A 25,612-nucleotide genomic window follows, 5' to 3' on the forward strand; every position below is an offset into this window, starting at 1 on the left:
TTGCCGGTCCGCTGTCTTTCGACGATATTCGACAAATGCCGAATATGTCAAAACCCGCTTCGGATGCATCGCGTCGGCGCTTCGTCGAGGACGTCGCCGCGCGGCTGACGCCCTGGGGCATGCAGCCCACCCTCGCGCGGCTTTACGGCTACCTGCTGCTGAGCGCCGAGCCGGTCGATCTCGATGCGATCGCCGCCGACCTCGACATGGCCAAGAGCAGCGCCAGCGTCGCCGCGCGCGAACTGGTGAAATACGGGCTCGCCAGCCTCCACAAGGAACGCGGCAGCAAGCGCGTGCGCTATGGTGCGTCGGAACGCTATTCGGGCTTCCTCGTCGCCCAGGCGACCTTGCTCGGCGATCTCGGCCATCTGGTTCAGGACCAGGCCGATGCCGTGGCCGAGGGGCGGGTGCTGCGCCGGCTCGAACACCTGTCCTCGTTCTTCCTCAAGATGGAAGCGACGATCCGGCACCGCATCGACGAACTGACCGAGGAAGCGATCCGCGAAGGACTGGTGGAGGAGCCGAGCCCATGATCGACCCGTTCCGCATCGACGTGCCGCAGGCGGTGCTCGACGACCTGCACGACCGCCTGGCGCGCACGCGCTGGACCGCCGATTTCGCCAACGACCAATGGGCCTACGGCGCCAATGCCGCCTATGTCCGCGAACTCGCCGAGCACTGGCGCGAGCGCTACGACTGGCGCGCACGCGAGGCGATGATGAACGCCTTCCCACAGTTCCGCACCACGATCGACGGGGTGCCGGTCCATTTCATCCATGTGAAGGGGAAGGGACCGAACCCGGTGCCCTTGCTCCTCAATCATGGCTGGCCCTGGACCTTCTGGGACTTCCACAAGGTGATCGGCCCGCTGACCGATCCCGCGGCGCACGGCGGCGATCCGGCCGATGCCTTCGACGTCATCGTGCCCTCGCTGCCCGGCTACGGCTTCTCGACCCCGCTGACCAAGACCGGCCAGAACTTCTGGACCACGGCCGATCTCTGGGTCGAGCTGATGACGCGGCTCGGCTACGATCGCTTCGCCACGCAGGGCGGCGACTGGGGCGCCTTCATCTCCGCGCAGCTCGGCCACAAGCACGCCGACAGGGTGATCGGGGTCCACCTGCACACGCCGGCGCCGCTCGACTTCATGACCGCGATGCGCCCGCCCGATCCCGCGGACTTCGCGCCCGAGGAAGCCGAACTGCTGCAGAAGAGCGCGCACATGATGGCCGAGGAGGTCGGCTATTTCATGCTCCAGCGCTCGAAGCCGCAGACGCCCGCGGTGGGCCTCAACGATTCCCCCGCGGGCCTGCTCGCCTGGATCGTCGAGAAGCGCCGATCCTGGGCCGATACCCAGGGCGAGGTCGAACGCCGCTTCACCAAGGACGAACTAATCGACACGGTCATGCTCTACTGGGTGACCGAGAGCTATCACACCTCGGCCCGCTACTATTACGAGGCCGCGCACAATCCCTGGACGCCGTCGCACGACCGCATGCCCGTGGTCGAGGCGCCGGTCGGGATACCGATCCTCCCCGCCGAGCTGACCGTGCCGACGCGTAAATGGGCCGAGCGCTACTACAACCTCCAGCACTGGACGCGGCTGCCCGAAGGCGGCCATTTCGCACCGATGGAAGTGCCCGATCTGCTGGTCGCCGACATTCGCACCTTCTTCCGCGGACTGCGCGCGCCTGCGTAAATACGGATTTGCCGGCCCGCGATTGCCGCGCGCCGATCCACGCCGGTATTCCTTCGCTCAGCAAACGACACGAAGAGAGGATTTCGGCGATGGAACTGGGCCTGCTTTACGAATTCGACGTGCCCCAGCCCTGGGCGGGCGAGCATCCCTGGGGCCAGCGCTCGGCCGAGCGCCAGGTCTATCGCGACAATATCGAGCAGATCGTCCTGGCCGACAAGCTGGGCTTCGAGGCGGTCTGGCTGGTCGAGCATCATTTCCGCGAGAACCGCAGCCACATGCCGTGCAACGAGGTCGTGCTCGGCGCGCTGTCGCAGATCACCGATCGGATCAAGCTGGGCTTCGGCGTCAGCCTCATGCCGCACGAATTCATCCACCCCGCGCGCATCGCCGAGAAGGTCGCGACGGTCGACCTGCTGTCGCGCGGCCGCGCCATCTGGGGCATGGGCCGCTCGACGCCGATGGAGCAGATCGCCTTCGGCGTCGACATCCCGAACTCGAAGGAGAAGATGAAGGCCGCGGCCAAGACCGTCGTCGGGATGTGGGAGCAGGAATACTACGAGGAGGATTCCGAGTACCTGAAGTTCCCCAAGCGGATGGTCACGCCCAAGCCCTACCAGTACCCGCACCCGCCGGCCTGGATGGCGGCCTCGACCGAAAGCTCGGCGACGATGGCGGGCGAAAACGGCTGCGGCCTGCTGTGCTTCTCGATCATGCAGCCGCTCGACAAGCTCAAGCTCGTGATCGACTCCTACCGCGAGGCGCAGAAGACCGCGACCCCGCTGACCGGGGTCCATACCAACAAGGTCGGCGTCTATACCCTGGTCCATTGCGCCGAGAGCCGCGACAGCTTCGGTACCAACCGGCTCTGGGAGTCGATGTGGTGGTGGTACAAGGGCATCGCCGAATTCCACCTCAAGTGGGAGATGGCGCATCTGACGCCAGAGCAGCAGGCCCAGGCCTTCCCGCTGCTCGAAAGCCGCGCGCGCGGCGAGTTCGACATCGAGGAGTTCGACCGCGAGGACATGGTTATCGTCGGCACGCCCGACGAATGCCTGCAGAAGCTGCTGCGCTACGAAGAGGCCGGAGTCGACCAGCTGCTCTGCTACCTCAACTTCGGCTACCTGCCGCACGACGCGATCATGAAGTCGATCGAGCTGCTGGGAACCAGGGTGATCCCCGAGCTGAGGAAGCGCGGCGCGAACCGCGTGGCAGCGGGGCTCGAGCAGCAGATCGCAGTGACGGCAAAGCAGACCGAGACCGGCGCACTGTGGCAGAAGAACGAGCTGCTGAAGGCTTAGCAATCGCCCTCTGATCCTCCCCGGAACGGGGAGGGGGACCGCGACGCGAAGCGGCGGGGTGGAGGGGGCTCTCCGGCGAACACGGCGTCCGGTGGATAGCCCCCTCCGTCAGCCCTGCGGGCTGCCACCTCCCCGTACCGGGGAGGATGTGGCCTTTACCCCCCCGCCGGCACCCAGTTCGCCACGGCCTCGCGCATGATCGCATGCAATTCGCCAAGCCGCTCGCGCACCTGCGCTGTGCTTCCTGCGAGGCCCAGCACGGTCGGCACGCGCAGCCCGCGCATCGGCAGCGGCATGGCCATCGACCAATAGTCCGAACCCGCCGTCGCGCCGTCGGCGAAGCCCGCCAGGCGGATCTGCGCGAGGTCCTGGAGCACCGCGGGCAGATCGCCCGCAGGCACCCGCGCGCGCTCGGCGAGCCGCAGGACCTCGTCGTCGTCGAGCGCGGCGAGATAGGCGCTGCCGATCGCGGTACCGAACACCGAGACGCTGAGCCCTCGTTCGCCGCGCTGGCCGTCGGGTACGACGCAGTCGATCAACTGCATGAACAGGTCGTTGGGCGTGGAGATCGTCACGGTCATGCCCGTCGCCGCGCGCACCGTCTCCATCAGGTCGCGCAGCCGGCCGTCGGCGCCGTAGCTCGCCATGATCCAGGCGCCGAATTCGGCGAGCCGCGGCGAGGGCAGGTAGGTCTTGGCGCGCGCGTCGAAGGCCAGGTGCCCCGAATCGAGCATGGTCTTGAGCAACTGGTTGGTGGTCGAGGGATGCGTGCCCAAGGTCTGCGAAATCTCGACCGCACGCAGCGGCCGGCACTCGCGCCCGAACAGCTCGAGCACGTCGAGCGCGCGCGTCGCCGAGCGCGACAGGCTGCGCCGGTCGCCAGGCCGCTTGACGCGAACGTGGGCCGAAGGGCTGCGCGGACTGCGGGAGGCGATCAGGGTCATCGCCGGCACTCTAGGCTTTCCGGCGATCGCCGGGCAAGCATCGTGGCGGCGGAACCGCCACCTAAATGAACCTGATGTATTGCAATGGTCCAACCCCTCTGTCATCGCTGCCGACCTGAGGAGGAACGGGGAAGCGATGCCGAGCGACGCGGAATTCCAGAGGCTGGCGGACGAGCTGGCGGTACGCCGGGTGCTCGACGAGTACTGCCTGCGGCTCGAGGTCAACGACTTCGAGGAATGGCTCGACCTGTTCACCGACGACACCGTCTACGAGGTCTATCGCCGCGAGCTGAAGGGCCGCGACGCGGTGCGCGACATGCTGTCGAAGGCGCCGCACGGCGTCCACCTGGGCGGACCGATGCGGATCACGCTCGACGGAGATCGCGCCGAGACGATCCAGAACTATCTGTTCATCGCCGCCGAGGACGCCGCCTGGAACATGGGCTGGTACTTCCGCACCGTCGTGCGGACCGCGGACGGGTGGAAGATCGCCCATACCAAGGTGCAGATGCAGAAGATCGGCTCGGGCACCCCGCCGCTGCTCGCGACGAACTAAGAGAGGATCAGGGCATGAAGATCGATTCCAGCATAGCCGCGGTGGTGACCGGCGGCGCCTCGGGCCTCGGCCTCGCGACCGTCAAGGCGCTGCGCGAGGCGGGCGTCCGCGTGGCGATCTTCGACCTCAACCCCGAGGCGGGCGAGAAGGCCGCGGCCGAGACCGGCGCACTGTTCTGCCAAGCCGACGTGCTGTCCGACGACAGCCTCGACGCGGCCTTCGCCAAGGCGCGCGCGGCGCATGGTCAGGAGCGCGTGCTCGTCTCCTGCGCTGGCGGCGGCAATGCCAAGACCACGGTCAGCCAGGATCGCGAGACCGGGGCGATGAAGCTGTTCCCCACGGCCGAGTTCGCGCGCGTGGTAAACCTCAATGCTGTCGGCACCTTCGCCACGATCACGCGCTTTGCCGCGGGCTGCGCCACGCTCGATCCGATCGACGGCGAAAGGGGCGCGATCGTCTGCACCGCCTCGGTCGCGGCGCAGGACGGACAGATGGGTCAGGCGGCCTATGCCGCGGGCAAGGCGGCGATCGCGGGCATGACCCTGCCGATCGCGCGCGACCTGTCGCGCTTCGGCATCCGCGTGAACACGATCCTGCCGGGCATCTTCTCGACCCCGCTGATGAACCAGGCGCCGCAGGCACTCAAGGATCGGCTCAGCGCCATGACCGCCTATCCCAACCGCTTCGGCGAGCCACACGAATATGCCAGCCTCGCGCTCGAGCTCTGCCGCAACACCTACATGAACGCGCAGGCGATCCGGCTCGATGCCGGCGTGCGCTTCGCCGCGAAGTAACAGGGAGACGTCGCGATGCTCGAACTCGTTCCGCTGGGTACCGCCGTAGTCCAGGTCGCACCGCCGCTGGCGGTGGGTGCCGGACCTGCGGGCAACCGCTCGATCGGCGAACTGCGCTCGGCCGAATTCGCGGGCGAGCGCCTGCGCGCGAGCCTGGCCGGTGCCGCCGCGGCAGACTGGATGGCGGTCAACGGCACGATTGGCGAGATCGACGTGCGCATGACCCTGCGCACCCACGACGATGCCCTGGTCTATGTCCGTTACGGGGGCCGCCTCAATCTGGCGGACCGCGCTAACGGCCTCCACGCCTATGTCGCCCCGGTCTTCGAGACCGGCGACGAGCGCTACGCTTGGCTCAACGCGGTGCAGGCCGTGGGCAAGGGCAAGCTGATCCCGGGGCCAGACGGCACGCGGATCGAATACGAATTCTACGAAGTGCGCTGAGGAACACAGATCCCATGGCCGTTCCGCCCGACATCCGTGACCTGCTGGTCGACATCCGCGCCTATTCGGACGGGCGGATCTACGACGCCTACAAGTGGTTGCGCGCCAACGATCCGCTGGGAACGGTCGAGGCCGAGGGCTACGATCGCTTCCGCGTGGTCACGCGCCATGCCGACGTCATGGAGATCAGCCGCCAGAACGACCTGTTCACCAACGGCCCGCAGTCGATCCTGTTCACCCAGGCCGAGATCGAACGTAACCTGCAGCAGAGCGGCGGGGTGACGGTCAAGTCACTGATCCAGATGGATGCGCCCGAGCATCCGGTCTACCGCGACATGACCGCGCACTGGTTTCGGCCGGCCAACCTCAAGCTGCTCGAAGGCCGCGTTCGCGAGCTGGCGCGCCGCGCGGTCGATCGCATGGCGGCATCGGGTGGACGCTGCGACTTCGTCAACGAGATCGCGCTGCACTATCCGCTGCTGGTGATCATGGCGATCCTGGGCCTGCCCGAAGAGGACGAGCCGCTGATGCTGCAGCTCACCCAGGGGCTGTTCGGCGCGGCCGATCCTGACGACCTGGTCGACGGCGTGCCGCCGCCGCAGGAGCGCGACCGTTCGGCGCTGTTCAGGATGATGGCCTATTTCAACAAGCTGACCGAGGACCGCCGCGCCAATCCGACCGACGATCTCGCCTCACTGATCGCCAATGCCAAGGTCGACGGGCAGCCGCTCGATCCGCTGACCACCATGGGCTACTACATCATCGTCGCCACGGCCGGCCACGACACGACCTCGTCCTCGACGGGCGGGGCGATGTGGGCGCTGGCGCAGAATCCCGAGGAATTCGCCAAGCTCAAGGCCGATCCCAAGCTGATCGGGCCGATGATCGAGGAGGCGATCCGCTGGACCTCGCCGGTCAAGCACTTCATGCGCACCGCGACCGAGGATACCGAGGTCAACGGCCAGGCCATCGCCAAGGGCGATTGGCTGATGCTCTGCTATGCCTCGGCCAATCGCGACGAAAGCATGTTCGCCGAGCCCGACGCCTTCCGCGTCGATCGCAAGCCCAACCGCCACGTCGCCTTCGGCAACGGCGGCCATCTGTGCCTGGGCCAGGCGCTGGCGCGGATGGAGATGAAGATCCTGTTCGAGGAACTGCTGCCGCGGCTCGAAAGCGTCGAACTCGACGGCGAACCCAAGATGAGCGCGGCGACCTTCGTCAACGGCCCGATCCGTCTGCCGATCCGCTACGTGATGAACTGACATGCTCAATCGGCTCGACGACTACCCGATCCACCAGACTCCCGAGCCCGTCGCGCACGTCGCGACGACTGATCGCAACGCCTACGACCGCTCGTGGTTCAACGGTTTCTCGATCGACGGCGAATGGTATTTCGGGATCGCCATGGGGCTCTATCCGCACCGCGGCGTGCTCGACTGCGCGTTCAGCGTGGTGCGCAAGGGTGAGCTGCAGCACTGCTTCTACGCCTCGCGTCGCGCGCCCACCGAGCGGACCGAGATGCAGGTCGGCCCGTTTCGGATCGAACTCCCCGAACCCATGCGCCGCACGCGCGTGGTGCTCGAGGACAACGACAGCGGCCTGTCCTGCGACCTCACCTTCTCGACCCGCACCGCCGCGATCGAGGAAAGCCGCCAGACCTTGTGGAGCGGCGCCAAGCGGACGATGGACGCCACCCGGTTCGACCTGTTCGGCCGCTGGTCGGGCACGATCCGCACGCCCGAGGGCGAAATCCAGGTCCGCGAGGACACCTGCCTCGGCGTCAAGGACCGCTCGTGGGGCGCGCGCAAGCTGGGTGAGCCGGAGACCGGCGGCGCACCGCCCGCGGGCAAGGTCGGCGCCTTCTTCGTCTGGGCGCCGCTGTTCTGGGACGATCACGTCAGCCAGGCGATCATCTACGACGATGTCGAAGGCCGCCCGCTGATCCGCGAGGCGCTGACCGCGCCGCTCTACCCTGCCGAGCCCGGCGGCCCGGTCGAGGACGGCCGGCTGAACCGGCTCGCCACGGCGCGGCATCGCATCGCCTATCACCCGGGCACCCGGCTCGCGCGCGGCGCCGAGATCGACCTCGTCGGTCATGACGACACGGTGCGCACGATCCAGTTCGAGCCGATCCTCAAGTTCCAGATGAAGGGCATCGGCTATGGCCATCCCGAATGGGGCCACGGCTTCTGGAAGGGCGAACTGGCCACGGGGCACGAGAGCTTCGATCCGGCCGCGCTCGACATGCTGCAGGTGCCCAACTTCCACACCCAGCAGGTCGTGCGTGTGACCGACGGCAGCCGGCAGGGGATCGGCGTGCTCGAGCAGGTCGTGCTGGGCCCCTATGCGCCCGCAGGGTTTGCCGCGATGGCGGACGGTGCCGCATGACCCAGGAAGACCTCGAACGGTTCAATATCGCCTGGCTGAAGGCCTGGACCGACAAGGACGTGCCCGGCATCGCCGCGATGTATGCCGAGGATTGCTCCTACGTCGACGGGGCGAACGCCGGAGGGCTGACCGGGCGTGCCGCGCTGACCGCCTATATCGGCAACCTGTTCCCGCACCTGCCCGACTGGCACTACGCGCCCGACGCGCTGTGGCCGGTCGAAGGCGGCTTTTGCGCGCGCTGGTTCCTCGACATGGGCGGAAAGCGTTTTCGCGGGTTCGACTTCGTCCTGCTGAAGGACGGCCTGATCGCGCACAACGAAGTCTATACGATGCCGCTCTAGAGGCGGCTTCACCCGATCGCGGCGAGCCCGTCCCAATCCTCGACCGTAGCCACGGTGCGATCGATAAGCAGGGCGATCAGCCTCTCGTTGTAATCGTCGTGTTCGACATAGGCCGCGGCGACCACGGTCATCCACAGACCCGAAACGACATTGCGGCGATAGCCTTCGAGCGCCGTCTGCAGGGTGTAGCCCGGCGTGGTCTCCGCCATCAGCATGGCATGCTCGCCGATCAGCGCGCGCTCGCAGGCGCGACGGTCCTCGGTGGTGAGGCTGGTTGCCAGCAGGTAGGCGACATCGCTCTGCGGGTCGCCGCTGCTCACGCCCTGCCAGTCGAGCAGGCAGGCGCGCAGGCCTTCGGGGCCTTGCTCGAACATGATGTTGTCGATGCGCGGATCGCAGTGGATCAAGGTGCGCAGCGCCGGTCGCTGATCGAGCCAGGCGAGAGCCCGATCGCCCAACCGGTCGATCGCCGCCAATTGCGCCGCCGTCAGGCGATCCCCCATCCAGTCGCGCAACACTTGCGCACCGCGGACATAGCTCGGCAGGTGGTTGCGATAGTCGCAGAGCCAATCGGGCAGCGGGGCATCGACGTAGTGCCGATGGAACCGCGCCAGTTCGGCAACGGCTACCCCGGCTTCGACGATCGAGCAGGTCGCGAAGTAACCGTCGTCGCGATCGACGCCTGCGACGTTCTCGATCAACAGGTTGCTCAGCCCGGCCTCGTCGCCCGCGGAGAAATAGAGCTGCGGCACGCGAAACTCGTCCTGCTGCGCGAACAGGGCATAGGCCTGGCGTTCGCGTGCGAAGGGGCCGGCGCTGCCGCCACCGCCGGGCCACTTGCCGATCTTGCAGATCGCGCTGGCCGGCGCCGTGACATGGCCGCTGTTGTAGCTCGCGCGGATACGGACCGTGGCGCTCGTGGTGCCATGGCCGATTGGCGTGACCTCTGGCTCCATCGCGAGCCGCTGCGGCGCGACCACGCCGCCCGCGGCCAGCGCGCGCTGGAACCAGTCGGCGCTGATCTCGCCCGGAGCAGAAACCAGGGCCGGCGAGGGCAGGCTGGCGGGATCGAACTCGTCGCCATCCTCGCCCCACAGGCCCTTCTCGTAACTCGAATTCCAGCAGCGGGTGAAGCGGCCGTCGTGCGCCTCGAACACCTCGATGCCGCAGAGCGCGATGCCGCGGCCGACGCGATCGACCATGTTCCAGACCGAGGTCACGAAGGTGTCGTCGGCATGGAGCACGCGATGGGTGAACAGCGGCTTCATCGCCAGGCTGCGCTGGACGCGGACGATCTGCTCATCGTGGCTCAGCGGCGTGACCACGCCGGGATCGTGGCGCACGATCGGATCGGCGCAGACCTCGCGGATCAGCTCGGGTTCGGCGTTGTTGTAGACGCGCTCCCAGTAGATCTCGATCAGCTCGCGCGGGCTGCGCGTGGTCATGGCGTGCGCTCGAATTGGGCGAGGCCTTCGGGCACCGGATGGAAGGGCTGGCGATCGACGAGATAGATCGCCGCCTGTGGCCCGCCGAAAGCCGAGGGATCGTCGAGCCCCCCGACCTTGAGCACGAGCGCGGGAAAATCGGGCAGCCGCGTCGCCAAATGGGTGCCACAGGTGCCGCAGAACTGGCGCGTGACGGGCTTGTCGATGTCGCTGCGGGTGAAGCTGGCCGGCTCGCCGCGGACGTAGCGGAAGCCTTCGACCGGCATCATCATGAAGTAGTTGGGGCCGCCGCCGGTGATGTACTGGCACTCGCGGCAATGGCACTGCGCCCGCAGCCTGGGCTCGCCCGCGGCCTCGTAGCGCACGGCGCCGCAATAGCAGCCACCGGTCAGCGTGGTGACGGGGGCGCTCATCGGCCGGCCACGTCGAAAGTCTTGACCAGGGTGCGCTTGAGCTGGCGACTGGTGAACAGCCAGCGCTCGCCGCGCTTTTCGTAGGTCTCGTGATAATGGCCGAAGCCGTGGACGACCATCGTGTCGGTCGCGGTGTCGAAGATCATGTCTTCCATCGCCCAGATGCCCTTGGCCTTCTCGTCACTCTCGAAGGTGATCTCGGGCGTGTGCGAATGATGGACCGACTTCGTCTGCGGGCCGAGCAACTGGCTGACGTTTTCGATCATCTCCTGCGCGCTTTCCCAGCGCGGGTATCCCTCGTTGTGCGAGACGTGATCGGGCGCGTGGAGCGAGAGGTAGAGGTCCCAGTCCTTGGTATCGACGGCCCGGTCGCGGCGGGCCTTTAGGAGCTTGATCTCCTCGCGCGCCATCAGTTCCTCGATCTCGGTCATGCGATCTCCCTAGGCTTGGCGCACCGCGACGGCGCTGGCGGCAGCGAAACCGCCGTCGGCGGGCAGGTTGACGCCGTTGAGATAGGACGCGCGCGGGCTGTTGAGCATGAGCAGGACCCAGGCCTGCTCCGCGGCCGTCGAGCGGCGGCCGATCTGCGCGGCGACGGCGTCGATCCGCTCGCTCGGCGTGACCTGCTCGATCGCCGCGAGCATCGGCGTCTGCACCGAACCCGGGCTCGTGCAGTTGATCCGCACGCCCTGGGCTATGGTCCGGGCCGAGGCGGTCATTGTCCAGACCGCGATGGCCTCCTTGGAGAAGCCGTAGGCGTCGGCCTGGGCGAGCTCGTGCGTCTCGCACCAGGCGAGCGCGGCGGCGAAATCCGCGGTCGCGACGAGCTCGCGCAGTTCGGGCAGGTGCTGCGGCCAGCGCGCGCCGCCGACCGAACCGACCGAGACGATCGCGCTGCCCGCAGGCATACGATCGAGCAGCGCCTCGGTCAGCATGCGCGTGCCGATGAAGTTGACCTTGAGCACGTCGAGCGGCGGCTGCATCGGCGGCAGGCCGGCGCAATTGAACAGCGCATCGACCGGGCCGGCGATCGCCTTCACCGCCTCGGCGATCGCCGCCGGATCGCGCAGGTCGAGCCGGGTGAAGGCGGCGAGCGGCAGGTCGCTATCCTGCCAGTCGATCCCATGCACCTCGGCGCCGGCGTCGAGCAGCAGCCGCGCCGTCGCCGCGCCGATGCCCGAGCGGCAGCCGGTGACGACGACGCGTTTGCCGGCATAGCCGAGCGAGTCCGCGGCGCTATCCATCAGTTGACGTAGTGATCGCCCGAGGCGCGGATCGTCATGTCGCTGATCGAGACGCCCCAGGGCTGGTTGACCGCGTGGACGATGGCATCGGCGATGTGCTCGGGCGTCAGGAAGGCGTGGCCGATGTTCTCGGGATCGCTGAGCTCGGGCGCCTCGCCCGAGGCGAGCTTGGCATAGTCCTCGTAGAAGCCCGCCATGTGGTGCCCGACGATGCCCGCGCCGGCGGCCGAGTTGACCACGGTCTTGACCAGGCCCGTGGCCACGACGCCGGTCGGCTTGATCACCGTGACCTTGATCTTGCCGCGCGCTTCCTGGCGGAAGGCGTGGCTGAAATAGTCGACCGCGGCCTTGGTCGCGCCATAAACCGCGGCGCCCGCGGTCGGCCGGTTGCCGTAGATCGACGAGAGGTTGATCACATGGCCGCGGCCCTGCGCCATCATCTGGTCGTAGACCGCGATCGAGCCGTGCATCACGCCCTTGAAATTGATGTCGATGCAGCGCTCCCAGGCGGGGAGGGCGCTGGCGTGGTCGGCGATGAAGGCCAGCGGCATGGTGCCGGCGTTGTTGATCATGACGTCGATCGCACCATAGGCGAGGACCGCCGATTGCGCCGCCTCGCGCATGGCCTCGATCGAGGTGACGTCGGCGGCGATCGCCTGTGCCTCGCCGCCCTGGGCGCGGATCGCCACGGCGACGGCCTCGGCGGCCTGGCCGTCGACGTCGACGCAGGTCACCCTCGCGCCGTCAGCCGCCAGCTTTTCGGCGGTCAGCTTGCCGAAGCCAGAGCCCGCGCCAGTGACGATGATCGACTTGCCGGCAATGTGATCGGCCATGTTCAGCCTTCCTTCTTCGGTGCGCTGGCGAAAGCCGGCAGGCTGGTCGTGTCCATGCCGTAGCCAAACAGGCGGAAGTTCTGCTGGTGGCCGAGGTGGTGGAGCGAGAAGGCCTGGTCGATCGCGTTCATCTGGCCCTGTATGTCGAGCGTCTTGTTGACCGCCTCCTTGGCCAGCTTGAGCGCGAAGGCGGGCTTGCTCGCGATCTTCTGCGCCATGGCCAGGGTGAAGTCCTCGAGCTCGGCCAGCGGCACGACGTGGTTGACCATGCCGAGCCGGTGCGCTTCCTCGGCGTTCCAGCTGTCGGCGGTGAACAGGAACTCCTTGGCCTTGCGCGCGCCGAGTTCCCAAGGGTGGCCCAGCCACTCGACCGCGGGCATGCCGAAGTTGATCACCGGGTCCGAGAACACCGCGTTGTCGGCGGCGATGATCAGGTCGCAGACCCAGGCATAGATCAGCGCGCCGGCGATGCACTTGCCCTGGACCGCGCAGATCGTCGGTTTCGAGACGTTGCGCACGCGTCGCGCGCTTTCGAGGTAGCCTTCCTTCTCGGCCGCGTACCAGCCATGCGCGCCCGGCTCGTTGAAGCCGCTCCAGGTCGAGACGCCGGGGGCGCCGTCCTGCATGGCCTGCTGGTACTGCTCGACCGTATCGGCGATGTCGTGCCCGGCAGAGAAGTTGCGACCATCGGCGGCCAGGATGATGACCTTGACGCTGTCGTCCCGGATCGCGCGATCGAAGGCTTCGTTGATCGCGAAGATCAGCGCCGGGTTGATCGCATTGTGCTTGTCCGCGCGGGCCAGGACGATGCGGGCGACGCCGGGCGCCGGGTCTTCGTAACGGATCAGGGTCTCGGTCATTTCAGGCTTTCAGGGAGTGTTGGGGCGATCAGGCGTTGTTGAGCGACGGGCGCTTGGCGGTCTTCCATTCCTCGCGCTTGCTGGCCGCCGTGTCCGCCGCGCGATCCCAGAAGGCCGCGCCCTTCGCCAGGTTGACGAAGTTGAACGCGTTGGCGTGGCGGAATTCGAGGATCTCGACCCCCTCGGGGCCGGGCTTGTAGGTGTAGGGCACGCCCGCGGGGATGAAGAAGCTGTCGCGCGGCCCCAGCTCCTCGGTGCCCATCATCAGCGAACCGGCGATCACGTAGTAGAGGCAATCGCAATCGTGGCTGTGCAGCGGCAGCGCATAGCCGTGCTTGAACCAGACGTGGGTCAGGCCGAAGCCGGGGACCTGGCTGAGCACCTTGATCTCGTCGCCCTCGAGATAGCCCGAGGCAATGGCCTTATCCATGCCGGCGCGCTGGGTATCGCTGAACGGTTCGACCGTCATGCACTTGGCTTCCATCAGCCCCGGCGCGTCCTTCGCACGGAAGATCTGGAACTTCGACGTGTCTTGCTCTTCGGCCATGTCAGTATCCTTTGCCTTTGCCGATATTGGAGACGTGGCTGACCATCAGGTCCTTGTATTCGGGGCTCAGCATCAGCGAGCTGTTGGCCAGACGCTCGACCGCCGCGGCCTGGTGCGCGCCGAGATCGTGGGCGAGCTCGATCGCGACCTTGGCCGTGCCGATCATCTCGGCGTTCTGCTGCGCGAGGTGGCGGCAGAAGCCCATGACGTCGCTCTCGAAGCTGGCGTCGGGGTAGACCTTGTGGACGAGCCCGGCGATCCGCGCTTCCTGCGCGTCGATCGGCATGTTCGCCATGATCAGCAGCCGCGCCCAGTGCGGACCGATCAGGCGGACGAGCCGGCTGACGCCGTTGGTTGCGGGCAGCACGCCGAACTTGGCCTCGGGAAAGGCATAGCTCGCGCTCTCGGCGGCGAGGCGGAAGTCGCACGACAGGCTCATCTCGAGGCTGCCGCCGACGCAGCGCGCGTGGTGCGCGACGACGATCGGCTTCTCGATATATTCCATCTCATCCCAGACGCGGCGCATCAGGTTGGCACCGCGGCGGTGCTGGTCGCGCACCTGCGAACCCTTGGTCGGGAACTCGCGCTGCGGCCCATTGGCCTTGAGGTCGGCACCGGCCGAGAAATAGCGGCCGTGCGACTTGATCAGCATAACGCGCAGCTCGGGCGTGTCGCGGAAGCGCTCGACCGCCTGGTCGAGGATCGTCATCAGGTCGATGCTCATCGCATTGAGCTTGTCGGGGCGGTTGAACGTCGCGACGAGGATGTTCTCCTCGACCACCTCGACGAGCATGTGCGGTTCTTCGGTCATCTCTCTTCGGCTCCCATGGCTTGTTGTGGGGCGATTGTGGGACCGGCGCGACGGCGCGCGCAAGTCCCCATCCGCCGGCCTCAGAAGCCGATGTCGACGATCGGCGCGTTATAGCCGCTGTTGACCGCGTTCTGTCCCTTGCGCAGCGTCTCGGCGTCGAGCCCGGCGAGATAGCCGTCGACGAGGCGCTGGTAGTTGCTGATCATGCCTTCCTGCTCGTGGCTGAGCCGCATGTGGGTGAAGCCGCCGGCGTGAAGTCCGCGCTGCTGGCGCGGCAGGTTCGAATAGTCCTGCATCGGGATCTCGGGGAACTGTTCGGAATCGTAAGGCAGCATCGTCGGCGCCTTGGGCGTGTCGTAGTCCTCGCCCTCTGGGCGCAGGACCAGCGACCAGATCTCGAACAGGCAGGTCTCCGCGGTCAGCGGGCGGATGCGGTACGAGCTCATCGCCGCGAAGCTGGGCAGCAGGAAGAAGTGCGGGAACATGAATTCCACGTCGTGGAACGGCTTCTCCTGGTTGACCTTGGGAATGTCGAACATCGGTGCGCCGCGGGCGAGGCCGTCGGCAGTGATGTCGGCCTGGGCCTTGGCGAAGAAGGCGCCGAGCGCGTGCATCGGATCCTCGGGGACCTCCATGTCGCGCAGCTTCTCGATCACGTCGACCTCGGTCTGATGGACCATGCCGGCCATGCCGCTGGAAAGCCGGGCGTAGAAATCGATCATGTTGTTGACCATCATCCGCGAATCCATGTTCCGCGTCGGGATCGGCTCGTTGCCGTCGGGACCGTAGGAATTGCCCGGCATCAGATCGTGCAGCTGCGGGTGCGTGCGCATGACGTGATAGCCTTCCATGAAGGCCTCCATCGCGAGCTTCCAGTTGGTCGGCAGCACCGTGCCGTACCACCAGTCCATCTTCAGCCGATCGACGTGCCGCGCATCGAGGATGTCGACCACGGGGCCCAGCGATTCGATCAGGCCCGGCGCGTCGTCGTCGAAGTTGATGAAGGCGCAGCCGGCCCAGAACTCGCAGCGGACCTGCGGCAGATCGATCAGCGCGTGGTCGAGCAGCGCCTCGTCGAAGATGGCCTTGCCGAAGACGAAGGTGTTCTTGCCCTCGGCGTTCCAGCGCCAGCCATGGAACGGGCAGATGAAGCCGGTCTTGGCGCAATTGCCCGGACCTTCGACCAGTTGCACGCCGCGGTGGCGGCAGGCGTTGTGGAAGGCCTTCACCCCGTCCTTGGTGCGCACGACGATGACCGATTTGTCGAGGATCGTGTATTCGGTGTAGTCGCCGATGTGCGGGATTTCCTCGAGCCGGCAGGCCATCTGCCAGACGTGCGGCCAGAGCTTTTCGTTCTCCTGCTTGAAGAAGTCTTCGTCGTAGTAGCGCTCGGCCGGGATAAGCTTGGGCTCGGTCACCCGATGCGGGACCTTCGCAAGCGCGGCCTGGGTATCCTGGGTCATCTTTTCTCTCCTGCCGGCGTGACGCGAGTCGGGCCTCGCGGATCGCCAGTCTTCGGACCGATGCTAATTAATGCATCTCGGCATGTGAATTATTTTTCGCCAGAAGGCTGGGGCAGCGTGCGGGCGATATGGTCAGCGCCAGCGGTCGAAAAAGCCCGCGACCTCGGCGGCGAAAAGCTCGGGTTCCTCCCAGGCGGCGAAGTGACCGCCGCTGGGCATCTCCTGCCACGACACGATGTTGAACCGCTTCTCGGCCGCAGCGCGGGGCGGGGGTGGGGTCTCTTTCGGAAACCGCGCAAAGCCCATCGGCACCGCGATGGGACCACCATCGGTCGGTCGCGCCACGGTCATCGAGTTGTAGAGCCACATCGACGCCTGGACGTTGTCGCTGACCAGATAGGTCATGACGGCGGTGATCAACTGGTCCTTCGAGAAGGCGCTCTCGATGTCGCCGTCGTTGTCCGACCAGGCGCGGTATTTCTCGAGCACCCAGGAGGCGAAGCCGATCGGCGTGTCGGCGAGGGCGAGCCCGATCGTCTGCGGCCGCGTGGTCATCTGTTTCGAATAGGCACCGACGTCGTTCATCCGCCGCCGCGCCGCCTTGAACCAGTCGGCCTCCTCAGGCGACATCTCGCCGCTGGGCCGGTGCGCGAGATAGTTGAGGTGGAAGGCCCCGACGACGCCGGCGTGATCCTGCGCGAGCGCGGTGGTGACCGAAGCCCCCCAGTCGCCGCCCTGCGCGCCGAAGCGCGGATAGCCGAGCACATCGACCATCAAGGTCCGCCACATCCGCGCGATGTCGCGCGCACCGATCGGGCGGGGCGGGCGGCCCGAAAAGCCGTAACCGGGGAGCGAAGGCACGACCACGTCGTAGCCGCGCGCCGCCAGTAACGGCATCGCTTCGAGGAATTCGAGCACCGAGCCCGGCCAGCCATGGCTGAGGATCAGCGGATAGCCCGGCTCACCGGTGGTCACGGGCAGGTGGTAGAAGTGGACCGCGATGCCTTCGATCTCGGCCATGTATTGCGGCAGCGCGTTGAACGCCGCCTCGGCCGCCGACCAGTCGTAGCGATCGCGCCAGTGGTCGCGGAACTCGGCAAGATAGCGCGCATCGGTGCCGTATTTCCAATCGGCATCGTCATCGGGGGCATAGCCGATCACGGCATCGGCCACGCGCCCGGCGATCCAGTCGAGCCGGGCCTGCGGAACGGCGACACGAAACGGTCTTTTCACGTTGCGATCTTCCGGTCAGAGTGGGCGAGTCCGGTCGCGGGTCTATCAGCGCCTCGATACAATGCAAACATCGCGTTGCATTTTATCGCAGCCATGGCAGGCTCGGGCAAGAGAACACACAAAAGGAGAGCACGATGCCGGCAAGCGAGGCTGCGGTGCGGCGACCGGGTGCGTGGCGCACGGTCTGGATCCTGGCGCTGGTCTGGGCCATGGCCATGCTCGACCGGCTGATTCTGCTGTTGCTGATCCCCGGCATCAAGGCGTCGATGCAGCTCAGTGATACCGAGGTCTCGTTGCTCTACGGCCTGGCCTTCGCGATCTGCTTCTCGGTGATCGGCATCCCGCTGGGCCACCTCGTCGACCGCTGGAGCCGGCGCAACCTGCTGATCGCGGGCATGCTCGGCTGGAGCGCGGCGACCCTCGCCTGCGCGCTGTCGCACGACTTCTGGACCTTCTTCGCGGCGCGCATGACGCTGGGCGCGTTCCAGGCCGTGCTGGCGCCTGCGGCGATCTCGATCGTTGCCGACCTGTTCCCGACCGAACAGCGCGGCAAGCCGACCGCGCTGCTGCTCGCCGCCTCGATGTTCGGCGGCGCCCTGGCGAACCTCGTTGGCGGCGCGCTGCTCGACGCCTTTGCCGATCACCAGCCCGTCCTGCCGCTGGTCGGGCAACTCGCGGCCTGGCAACTCGCGCTGTTTGGCGCGGGCCTGGTCAGCCTGGTCGCCACGCCCTTGCTCCTGCTCGTGCAGGAACCGCCGCGCGAAAGCGCCGCCGCCACGGGCATGGGCGAGAGCTTCGGCATGATCGCCCACGTCCGCCGGCATGGCGCGATGTTCCTGCTGCTCTTCGCCGCCTTCGTGGTGATCGCGGTTGCGGGCAACGGCGTCGGCAACTGGTGGCCGGCGGTGTTCATGCGCCAGAGCGGGCTGACACCGACCGAGACCGGCATGGTGCTCGGCTCGATCTCGCTGATCGGCGGCATCGGCGCGGCGGTGATCGGCGGCGCGCTCAGCGACTGGGCGGCGCGGCGCGATCCGCGGACGGGGCGCCTCAAGCTGACCGCCGTGGCGCTCGTCGGGCAGATGATCGTGCTGCTGCCGCTGCTGCAGCCGCAGTTCGTGCCCGGGATCGTCGTCGCGCTGTCGATCTCGGTGATCCTGTCGGGGGTTATCGGCGCGGCCTGCTATTCGCTGCTGCCCGACCTGGTGCCGCCGCAAGGGCGTGGCCTGCTGATCGCGATGTACCAGTTCGTCGGCAACCTGATCGGCTTCGGCCTGGGGCCGACGGCGGTCGCGCTGGTGACCAACGAGGTGCTGCGCGCCGAGACGCGCGTGGCCGAGGCGATGATGCTGTTCGGCCTGCCGATCTATGCCCTCGCCGGCGTGTTCGTCCTGCTCGCCGCGCCGGCGGTCAATCGCATGCGCGCGGCGGCGGCCTAGCCGGCGCTTAGCTCGAAGCGATCACCCGGCCGGCGGCCTGGACCATGCCGGCCTTGGTAAGCGCGTCGGACATTGGCATGTCGTCAGAGCCCGAGGCGGCGCGGATCGAATCGATCACGCTTTCGGGATTGTCGCCCTCGAGCTCGTAGAGCGTCAGCAGGGTCCATTGCGGCGCGTCGTCGAGTTCGTAGACCCGCTGGAAGTCGAGGCTGACCAGCTTGCCGCCAACCACGCCGGGCATGCGCAGGACGTCGGCGAAGTGGCGATCGCGGTACCAGGTGACGAACTCCTCCTCGCGGCCGGCAACGGCGCGCGAGAGAACGGCGTAGGTAAAACGGGCCATCGATTCGATCCTCTTCTTGCCCCGGGCATGCAAGCCGTGCATGAATAATGCAACAGGAGAGATTCAATGATAGAGGCGGATGACAAGCGCTGGCAGCAGCGCCCCGAAGGTTCGAACTGGGGCGATTTCGGCCCCGACGACCAGATCGGCCGGCTCAACCTGATCACCCCCGAACGCCGCCGCGCCGCCGCCGCCGAGGTGCGCGAGGGGATCGCCTTTTGCCTGTCCTTGCCGCTCGACTGCCCGCGCGTGCAGATCAACCCGCGCCGCTTCCCGCCCGAGATGTCGTTTTCGATGCGCGGCGACGATCCGGCGATGAACTATCCCTATGGCCGCATGTTTCCGGGCCAGAAGGACGTGGTCTGCGACGACCGCGCGCTGCTGAGCCTGCAATATTCGACCCAGTGGGATTCGCTCTGCCACATGGGCTTCCTCTACGACGACGGTCGCGGCGAGGAGGAAGCGACCTACTACAACGGCTATCGCGCCCACGATCACGTCCACGGCCCGTTCGACTACCTCCACGACCGCGCGGCCAAGGACGGCCCCTACGGCGCGGCACGGCTCGGGATCGAGACCCTGGCCGAGACCGGTCTGCAGGCGCGCGGCGTGATGATCGACCTGTTCGCGCACGTCGGGCTCGAGGCCGAACGGATCGGCTATGACCGGCTCATGCGGATCCTCGAAGAGGACAAGGTCGAGGTCGAGGAGGGCGACGTGCTCTGCTTCCGCACGGGCTTCGACCGCGCACTGCTGGCGCAATATGTCGACGTCTCGGTACCCGTCGATCCGCACCGCTGCTCGGGGCTCGACGGCTTCGACGACCGCCTGCTGCAGTGGATCACCGACAGCGGCGCGGTGGCGCTGGTCTCGGACAACGAGGCGGTCGAATGCATGCCCGATTTCAAGCGCGAGACGCCGCACGGCTCGCGCGTGCCGCTGCACAACCACTGCCTGTTCAAGCTGGGCATCCCACTGGGCGAGATGTTCCTGCTCAGCGATCTGGCCGACTGGCTGCGCGCCAACGGCCGCTCGCGCTTCCTGTTCACCGCGCCGCCGCTGCGACTGCCGGGCGCGGTGGGATCACCGGTGACGGGGGTGGGCACGGTATGATCGACATGAACGAACTGAAGATCGCCTGGGACCGCGACGGCGTTGCCTGCCTGCGCGGGCTGCTCTCGCCCGCGCAGATCGCCGATGCGACCGAAGCCTACGAATGGACCCGCGACAACCGCGGCCCGGGTTTCACGACAATGGGCGGCGATGACCGCTCGTGGCAGGACCTGTCGAACCCGGCCAGCTATGCCGCCTATGACGGCATGCTCCGCCGCTCGCCGATCGCGCCGCTGCTGGCCGAGCTCTGGGGCGGGCCGGTCTGGTACATGTACGAGCAGATCTTCCACAAGGAAGCGACCGAGAACTTCACGCCGTGGCACCAGGACACGCCCTACATGCCCGTCGCCGGCGCACATCATGCGGTCTGCTGGATAAGCCTCGATCCCGTCAGCCGCGCGGCGACGCTCGAATACTGCCTCGGCAGCCATCGCGGGCCGGTCTACAACGGCACCTCGTTCAAGCCCGGCGATCCGACCGACCCATTCTACAGGACCGGCGACCTGCCGCGCATGCCCGATGTCCAGGCCGATCGCGCAAGCTGGAACATCGACGGCTGGGCGACCGAGCCCGGCGACGTCGTGCTGTTCCACCCGAGCGTGCTCCACGGCGGCGGCGCACCGGGGCCGCAGGGACGGCGCCGCACGCTGACCCTGCGTTTCTTCGGCGAGGACGCGACCTATCAGGCGCGCCCGGGCCGGACGGCCGCGCCGAACGTGCCGGGGCTGCACGACAATCTGCGTGACGGCGATCCTTTCCGCCATCCGATGTTCCCGCAGCTCGCCTGACTTGCACATCTCGCCAGCGAAGATATGCATCGCGCGTAAAGCATTAATCGGGAGTCGGTCGTGCCGGGAGAAGTGAGCAATATCCGAGATCCGCTGGTCGCGCGGCTGATCGGCCCCGGCAAGGCCTTCGAGCTGGTACCCGAGCGGATCGGCGATCAGGTGCACGAGGTGTTCCGGGGCGCGCCGCGCAACTTGGCCGGTCTCTATCGCCAGGGCATGCAGTACGGCGACCGGCTGATGATCGTCCACGGCGACACGCGCCTGACCTATGCCGAGGGTTTCGCGCGCGCCGCCGCGCTCGCCCAGACACTGCGCGAGCGCTACAGCGTGGGGCAGGGCACGACGGTGGCCGTGGTCACCGCCAACCGTCCCGAATGGATCATCTCGCTGCTGGCGATCACCGCGCTCGGCGGAGTGGCGGCGCTGGTCAACAGCCGCGGCGCGGCCGAGGAGATGCTGCGCGCGATCGACAAGGTCGGCTGCACGCTGGCGATCCTCGATGCAGAACGCGACGACGTGATCACCGCCGAGCAGCCCGATCCCGCCTGGCCGCGGATCGTCATCGGCGAGCCCAAGGTGCCGCTGCGCGCCCGCGATGCGGACTTCGCCGCGCTGTCGGCGCCGCAGCCGGGCCTCGACTTCGCGCCCGCCGACATCGCGCCGGGCCAGGGCGCGATCATCCTGTTCACCTCGGGCACCACGGGCTTCCCGAAGGGTGCGCTGCTGAGCCACGGCGCGCTCGCGCATTCGGTCTCGGTCGCGGCCTTCATGGGCACCCTGCAGGACATTCGCTACGAGGAGGAGAGCGGCGAGACGCTGCCGCCCGATCGCCGCGCGATGACGACGCCCGCGGTGATCCTCGGTCCGATGTTCCACCTTTCTGGGATCATGCCGATCCTGCGCGCGCTGAGCCTGGGGACGACGATCCACATCATGGGCAAGTGGAACGCCGACGTCGCCTTCGACATGATCGAGCATGTCGGCATGACGCGGCTGTCCTTCGTCCCGGCGATGCTGTTCGACATGTTCCGCAGCCCCCGCGCGACGCCCGAGATGCTCGCCAACGTCCGCTACATGGTCAACGGCGCCGCGCCGCTAAACCTGGCGCTGGTCGAGGAGATCAAGGCGCGGATGCCGAATTGCCAGCTCGCCAACGGCTATGGCCAGACCGAGGCCACCGCCCAGACCTGCAACATCAGCGGCAACCTCTACCTCGACCATCCGGCAGCCTGCGGCTGGGCCGCGCCGACCGTGAAGATCGAACTGCGCCGCGACGACGGCTCGATCGCGGCGCCGGGCGAGGCGGGCGAGCTCTGGGTCTCGAGCCCGATGCTGATGAACGAGTACGTCGGCGATCCCGAGGCGACGGCCGAGACCCTGCAGGATGGCTGGCTCGCCTCGGGCGACGTCGCCACGGTCGACGAGAACGGCATCTACACGATTGTCGACCGCAAGAAGAACATGATCATCTCGGGCGGCGAGAACATCTACTGCGCGGAGGTAGAACGTGTCGTCGGCGATCATCCGGCGGTGCGGGAGGTCATCGCCTATGGCCTGCCCGACGCACGCCTGGGCGAACGTCTGGCCGTGACCGCCGTGCTCGAAGCCGGCGCCGAGGCGAGCGAGGACGAGATCAAGGCCCACGCCAAGCAGCGGGTCGCCATCTACAAGGTCCCGCGCGACGTCTTCCTGACCCGCGACTCATTGCCGCGCACGGCCTCGGGCAAGGTCGATCGCGGCAAGTTCCTCAAGACTCTGCGCGAGTTGGCCTGAGCCATGGACTTCGAAACCCTCCGCTACGAGATCGACGCCGGCGTCGCCACGATCACGCTGGCCCGCCCGGAAAAGCTCAACGCGATCGACGGACACGCGGTGCGCGAACTGACCACCGCCTTCGATCGTGCCGACCGCGACGACGACGTCCGCGCGGTAATCCTGACCGGCGAAGGGCGCGTGTTCTGCGCAGGCGCCGACATGTCGCGCGGCGACGAGACCTTCAAGGCGCCCGATGCCGCGAGCCGCACGGTTCCCGAGGGTGAGACCGTCTATCAGCAGCAATGGGCGCGCGAGCCGGGCGGCATCCTGGCGCTGCGGCTCTATGCCATGACCAAGCCGCTGATCGCCGCGATCAACGGCCCCTGCGCCGGGATGGGCGCGACGATGCCGCTGCCGATGGATGTGCGCCTGGCCAGCGAGACCGCGCGTTTCGGTTTCGTCTTCGCGCGCCGCGGAATGGTGCCCGAGGTCGGCTCGTCGTGGTTCCTGCCGCGCATCGTCGGGATCTCGCGCGCGCTCGAATGGTGCTATTCGGGCCGCTCGGTCGGCGCCGACGAAGCACTGGCCGCGGGTCTGGTCAGCCGCGTCCTGCCGCCCGAAGACCTGCTTCCCGAGGCGCGCAAGCTGGCCCGCGAGCTGACCGAGAATTCGGCACCGGTGTCGATCGCACTGACCCGGCAGATGATGTGGCGCGGGCTCGGCATGACGCATCCGATGGAGGCGCACCGGGTCGAGAGCCGCGGCATCTATGCCCGCGGCCGCAGCCCCGACGCGCTGGAAGGCGTGCGCGCCTTCCTCGACAAACGAACTCCGGTCTTTCCGGGCACGGTCTCCAGCGACATGCCCGACTACTACCCCTGGTGGACCGAGCCCGAATACTTCTGATCGAAACAAGACGGGCCGCACGAGCCCGAAGGGATGAGGACAGTACGATGAGCGACCTGCAATTCGACGAGACTTTCGATTTCATCAGCGTCGGCAGCGGCGGCGGCTCGATGGTCTCGGCGCTGCTCATGCGCTCACTGGGCAAGAGCGTGGTCGTGCTCGAGAAGATGCCGCGGATCGGCGGCACGACCTCGCGCTCGGGCGGGGTCATGTGGATCCCGAACAACCGCTTCATGAAGGAAGCCGGGGTCGAGGACTCCTACGAGAAGTCGATGACCTACATGGAGGCGACCGCGGGCCAGTCGCTCGACGCGCCGGGCACGACCCCGGCCAAGCGCAGCGCCTATGTCACCGAGGGCCCCAAGATGGTCGACTTCCTCGTCGACAACGGCATCAAGCTGGGCCGCGCACCCTGGTGGCCCGACTACTACGACGATCGCCCGGGCGGCTCGGTCGCGGGGCGTACGGTGATCGCCGACCTGTTCGACAGCAACGAACTCGGCGAATGGCGCGACAAGCTCGAACCCAACTTCCTCGGCAACACCCCGGCGCGCCTGTTCGAAGGCTTCGAGATCGGCCTCGCCAAGCATTCGTGGAAGGGCAAGCGCGACATGCTCAAGGTCGGCATGCGCATGATCGCGGCGAAGCTGACCGGCAAGCGCTGGGTCACCGCCGGCGGCGCGCTGCAGGGACGGATGCTCCAGGCGAACCTCAAGGCCGGGGTCGACCTGCGCGTCGACAGCAAGGTCAGCGGCTTCATCCAGGACGAAAGCGGCGCGGTGCGGGGCGTGATCACCGAAAGGAACGGCAAGCCCTGGCGGGTGGGCGCCAATCTCGGCGTGCTGGTGAACGCCGGCGGGTTCAGCCACAACCAGGAAATGCGCGACAAGTACCAGCCCGGCACCTCGGCCAAGTGGACCGCCGCGACACCGGGCAGCACGGGGGAAATGATCCTCGAGATGAACAGGATCGGCGCAGCGCTCGGCCAGATGGAGGAGATGGTCGGCAACCAGATGTCGATCCCGCCGGGCATGGAGAACCAGGGCAACGGCGTCGCATTGGCCAAGTTGGCCGGCGGCCAGACGCATTATGCCAAGCCGCATTCGATCGTCGTCGACCAGTCGGGCGTCCGCTACATGAACGAGGGCGGTTCCTACATGGAGTTCTGCCAGAACATGCTCAAGCGCGACAAGGTCGTGCCCGCCGTGCACTCGTGGTGGATCGGCGACCAGAAGGGCCGCAACGACTATCACGGCGGCACGCCGCCCAAGGCCTGGCTCGAAACCGGCTTCTTCAAGCAGGCCGACACGATCGAGGACCTGGCCGACCAGATCGGCGTCGACCGCAAGGTGCTGCGCCAGACGATCGACCGGTTCAACGCCGATGCCCGCGCGGGCGTGGACGGCGAATTCGGTCGCGGCAATCGCGCCTACGACAACTTCCTCGGCAACTTCCACCGCAAGGATGGCTCGCACACGCTGGGGCCGATCGAGACCGGGCCGTTCTACGCGGCGCCGGTGGTGCCGGGTGACGTCGGCACCTATGGCGGCGTCGTCACCGACGAGAACGCGCGCGTACTGCGCGACGACGGCTCGGTGATTCCGGGGCTCTATGCCACGGGCATCTCGACGGCCTCGGTCATGGGCCGGATCTATCCGGGTGCGGGATCGAGCGTCGGGCCGAGCTTCGTCTTCGGCTGGATCGCCGCCAAGCACGCGGCCAATGCGAGCAATATCGCCTAAGGAGTAGCGGGAGCAGGCTGAGCGCCGTCTCCCTTGATCTTGTAACCGTCGCCCCTGCGAAGGCAGGGGCCCAACTGACCGTGCCTCCAAGCGCCCTCCGTTTCAGGACGAGAGCTTGGTTGGGCCCCTGCCTTCGCAGTGGCGACGGTTGGGTATTGGCGCGAAGGTCGAGTGACCAACGCATCGATGTGCGGGAAAGCGAATCTCCGTCAC

General features: G+C 67.3%; 27 protein-coding genes. 15 read left to right on the forward strand and 12 right to left on the reverse strand.

The annotated features are described in order from the left end of the window. The first annotated feature begins 35 nt into the window (after positions 1 to 35). The 3 genes from OLX23_RS04345 to OLX23_RS04355 all read left to right on the forward strand — a co-directional run bounded on the left by OLX23_RS04345 (position 36) and on the right by OLX23_RS04355 (position 2,997). On the forward strand, positions 36 to 533 hold the full coding sequence (locus tag OLX23_RS04345) for a GbsR/MarR family transcriptional regulator (RefSeq protein WP_264443315.1): 498 nt from the start codon (positions 36 to 38) through the stop codon (positions 531 to 533). After that, positions 530 to 1,699: an epoxide hydrolase family protein gene (locus OLX23_RS04350; RefSeq protein WP_264443316.1), complete on the forward strand. Its 1,170-nt coding sequence runs from the start codon at positions 530 to 532 to the stop codon at positions 1,697 to 1,699. Before OLX23_RS04345 ends, OLX23_RS04350 begins: the two co-directional genes overlap by 4 nt. Positions 1,700 to 1,788: 89 nt before the next feature. Beyond that, complete coding sequence (locus OLX23_RS04355; protein ID WP_264443317.1) at positions 1,789 to 2,997, forward strand: LLM class flavin-dependent oxidoreductase; 1,209 nt, start codon at positions 1,789 to 1,791, stop codon at positions 2,995 to 2,997. Between the two features lie 155 nt (positions 2,998 to 3,152). Here the strand turns inward: OLX23_RS04355 and OLX23_RS04360 are convergent, their stop codons facing one another. Next, positions 3,153 to 3,941 carry an IclR family transcriptional regulator gene (locus tag OLX23_RS04360; protein ID WP_264443319.1) on the reverse strand — a complete coding sequence of 263 codons (789 nt, stop codon included), beginning with the start codon at positions 3,939 to 3,941 and terminating at the stop codon, positions 3,153 to 3,155. A 136-nt stretch (positions 3,942 to 4,077) separates the two neighbouring features. Here OLX23_RS04360 and OLX23_RS04365 point away from each other — a divergent pair, with 136 nt between their 5' ends. Genes OLX23_RS04365 through OLX23_RS04390 form a run of 6 tightly spaced genes read left to right on the forward strand, consistent with a single transcriptional unit; the run spans position 4,078 to position 8,464 of the window. Then, positions 4,078 to 4,497: a nuclear transport factor 2 family protein gene (locus tag OLX23_RS04365; RefSeq protein WP_264443320.1), complete on the forward strand. Its 420-nt coding sequence runs from the start codon at positions 4,078 to 4,080 to the stop codon at positions 4,495 to 4,497. Between the two features lie 14 nt (positions 4,498 to 4,511). Beyond that, positions 4,512 to 5,291 carry an SDR family NAD(P)-dependent oxidoreductase gene (locus OLX23_RS04370; RefSeq protein ID WP_264443321.1) on the forward strand — a complete coding sequence of 260 codons (780 nt, stop codon included), beginning with the start codon at positions 4,512 to 4,514 and terminating at the stop codon, positions 5,289 to 5,291. 15 nt (positions 5,292 to 5,306) lie between these two features. Next, on the forward strand, positions 5,307 to 5,735 hold the full coding sequence (locus tag OLX23_RS04375; RefSeq protein ID WP_264443322.1) for a DUF3237 domain-containing protein: 429 nt from the start codon (positions 5,307 to 5,309) through the stop codon (positions 5,733 to 5,735). 14 nt (positions 5,736 to 5,749) lie between these two features. Next, positions 5,750 to 6,997 carry a cytochrome P450 gene (locus tag OLX23_RS04380; protein WP_264443323.1) on the forward strand — a complete coding sequence of 416 codons (1,248 nt, stop codon included), beginning with the start codon at positions 5,750 to 5,752 and terminating at the stop codon, positions 6,995 to 6,997. Position 6,998: 1 nt separating this feature from the next. Further along, on the forward strand, positions 6,999 to 8,123 hold the full coding sequence (locus OLX23_RS04385) for a hypothetical protein (RefSeq protein ID WP_264443324.1): 1,125 nt from the start codon (positions 6,999 to 7,001) through the stop codon (positions 8,121 to 8,123). Next, positions 8,120 to 8,464 carry a nuclear transport factor 2 family protein gene (locus OLX23_RS04390; RefSeq protein ID WP_264443325.1) on the forward strand — a complete coding sequence of 115 codons (345 nt, stop codon included), beginning with the start codon at positions 8,120 to 8,122 and terminating at the stop codon, positions 8,462 to 8,464. The genes OLX23_RS04385 and OLX23_RS04390 overlap by 4 nt, the downstream gene beginning before the upstream one ends. Positions 8,465 to 8,472: 8 nt before the next feature. Here OLX23_RS04390 and OLX23_RS04395 read toward each other — a convergent pair whose 3' ends face one another. The 10 genes from OLX23_RS04395 to OLX23_RS04440 all read right to left on the reverse strand — a co-directional run bounded on the left by OLX23_RS04395 (position 8,473) and on the right by OLX23_RS04440 (position 17,313). Continuing rightward, positions 8,473 to 9,909, reverse strand: coding sequence for an aminoglycoside phosphotransferase family protein (locus OLX23_RS04395; RefSeq protein WP_264443327.1), 1,437 nt, complete (start codon positions 9,907 to 9,909; stop codon positions 8,473 to 8,475). Continuing rightward, entirely contained in the window at positions 9,906 to 10,322 is a 417-nt protein-coding gene (locus OLX23_RS04400) for a GFA family protein (RefSeq protein ID WP_264443328.1), read from the reverse strand. The genes OLX23_RS04395 and OLX23_RS04400 overlap by 4 nt, the downstream gene beginning before the upstream one ends. Then, the gene (locus tag OLX23_RS04405; RefSeq protein WP_264443329.1) at positions 10,319 to 10,753 is read right to left on the reverse strand and encodes a nuclear transport factor 2 family protein; all 435 of its coding nucleotides are present in this window, start codon (positions 10,751 to 10,753) and stop codon (positions 10,319 to 10,321) included. The genes OLX23_RS04400 and OLX23_RS04405 overlap by 4 nt, the downstream gene beginning before the upstream one ends. A gap of 9 nt (positions 10,754 to 10,762) precedes the next feature. Continuing rightward, a complete protein-coding gene (locus OLX23_RS04410; RefSeq protein ID WP_264443330.1) occupies positions 10,763 to 11,566 on the reverse strand; it encodes a coniferyl-alcohol dehydrogenase in 804 nt (267 codons plus the stop codon). Beyond that, a complete protein-coding gene (locus OLX23_RS04415) occupies positions 11,566 to 12,399 on the reverse strand; it encodes an SDR family oxidoreductase (RefSeq protein WP_264443331.1) in 834 nt (277 codons plus the stop codon). The genes OLX23_RS04410 and OLX23_RS04415 overlap by 1 nt, the downstream gene beginning before the upstream one ends. Positions 12,400 to 12,401: 2 nt before the next feature. Then, a complete protein-coding gene (locus OLX23_RS04420) occupies positions 12,402 to 13,259 on the reverse strand; it encodes an enoyl-CoA hydratase (RefSeq protein ID WP_264443332.1) in 858 nt (285 codons plus the stop codon). A 28-nt stretch (positions 13,260 to 13,287) separates the two neighbouring features. Beyond that, on the reverse strand, positions 13,288 to 13,806 hold the full coding sequence (locus OLX23_RS04425; RefSeq protein WP_264443333.1) for a cupin domain-containing protein: 519 nt from the start codon (positions 13,804 to 13,806) through the stop codon (positions 13,288 to 13,290). A gap of 1 nt (position 13,807) precedes the next feature. Then, positions 13,808 to 14,617 (reverse strand): enoyl-CoA hydratase/isomerase family protein, encoded by an 810-nt coding sequence (locus OLX23_RS04430; protein ID WP_264443334.1) that lies wholly within the window; start codon positions 14,615 to 14,617, stop codon positions 13,808 to 13,810. An 80-nt stretch (positions 14,618 to 14,697) separates the two neighbouring features. Next, positions 14,698 to 16,080 carry an aromatic ring-hydroxylating oxygenase subunit alpha gene (locus OLX23_RS04435; protein ID WP_264443335.1) on the reverse strand — a complete coding sequence of 461 codons (1,383 nt, stop codon included), beginning with the start codon at positions 16,078 to 16,080 and terminating at the stop codon, positions 14,698 to 14,700. A gap of 132 nt (positions 16,081 to 16,212) precedes the next feature. Then, complete coding sequence (locus tag OLX23_RS04440; RefSeq protein ID WP_264443336.1) at positions 16,213 to 17,313, reverse strand: epoxide hydrolase family protein; 1,101 nt, start codon at positions 17,311 to 17,313, stop codon at positions 16,213 to 16,215. Positions 17,314 to 17,447: 134 nt separating this feature from the next. Between OLX23_RS04440 and OLX23_RS04445 the strand changes: the two genes are divergently transcribed. Next, positions 17,448 to 18,752 (forward strand): MFS transporter, encoded by a 1,305-nt coding sequence (locus tag OLX23_RS04445; RefSeq protein ID WP_264443337.1) that lies wholly within the window; start codon positions 17,448 to 17,450, stop codon positions 18,750 to 18,752. A 7-nt stretch (positions 18,753 to 18,759) separates the two neighbouring features. On the opposite strand, the gene OLX23_RS04450 is transcribed toward OLX23_RS04445, so the two are convergent. Continuing rightward, positions 18,760 to 19,095, reverse strand: coding sequence for a hypothetical protein (locus tag OLX23_RS04450; protein ID WP_264443338.1), 336 nt, complete (start codon positions 19,093 to 19,095; stop codon positions 18,760 to 18,762). 66 nt (positions 19,096 to 19,161) lie between these two features. Between OLX23_RS04450 and OLX23_RS04455 the strand changes: the two genes are divergently transcribed. The 5 genes from OLX23_RS04455 (at position 19,162) to OLX23_RS04475 (ending at position 25,399) form a co-directional block, all read left to right on the forward strand. After that, the gene (locus tag OLX23_RS04455) at positions 19,162 to 20,208 is read left to right on the forward strand and encodes a cyclase family protein (protein WP_264443340.1); all 1,047 of its coding nucleotides are present in this window, start codon (positions 19,162 to 19,164) and stop codon (positions 20,206 to 20,208) included. Positions 20,209 to 20,213: 5 nt separating this feature from the next. Further along, positions 20,214 to 20,996, forward strand: a complete 783-nt coding sequence (locus OLX23_RS04460) for a phytanoyl-CoA dioxygenase family protein (RefSeq protein ID WP_264443341.1) — start codon at positions 20,214 to 20,216, stop codon at positions 20,994 to 20,996. 72 nt (positions 20,997 to 21,068) lie between these two features. Next, positions 21,069 to 22,769: a class I adenylate-forming enzyme family protein gene (locus OLX23_RS04465; RefSeq protein ID WP_264443342.1), complete on the forward strand. Its 1,701-nt coding sequence runs from the start codon at positions 21,069 to 21,071 to the stop codon at positions 22,767 to 22,769. Between the two features lie 3 nt (positions 22,770 to 22,772). Next, on the forward strand, positions 22,773 to 23,657 hold the full coding sequence (locus OLX23_RS04470; protein ID WP_264443343.1) for a crotonase/enoyl-CoA hydratase family protein: 885 nt from the start codon (positions 22,773 to 22,775) through the stop codon (positions 23,655 to 23,657). Between the two features lie 47 nt (positions 23,658 to 23,704). Next, positions 23,705 to 25,399, forward strand: coding sequence for an FAD-binding protein (locus OLX23_RS04475; RefSeq protein WP_264443344.1), 1,695 nt, complete (start codon positions 23,705 to 23,707; stop codon positions 25,397 to 25,399). The last annotated feature ends 213 nt before the right edge of the window (positions 25,400 to 25,612 follow it).

Source organism: Novosphingobium sp. JCM 18896 (genome assembly GCF_025938095.1).
Classification (GTDB): Bacteria; Pseudomonadota; Alphaproteobacteria; order Sphingomonadales; family Sphingomonadaceae; genus Novosphingobium.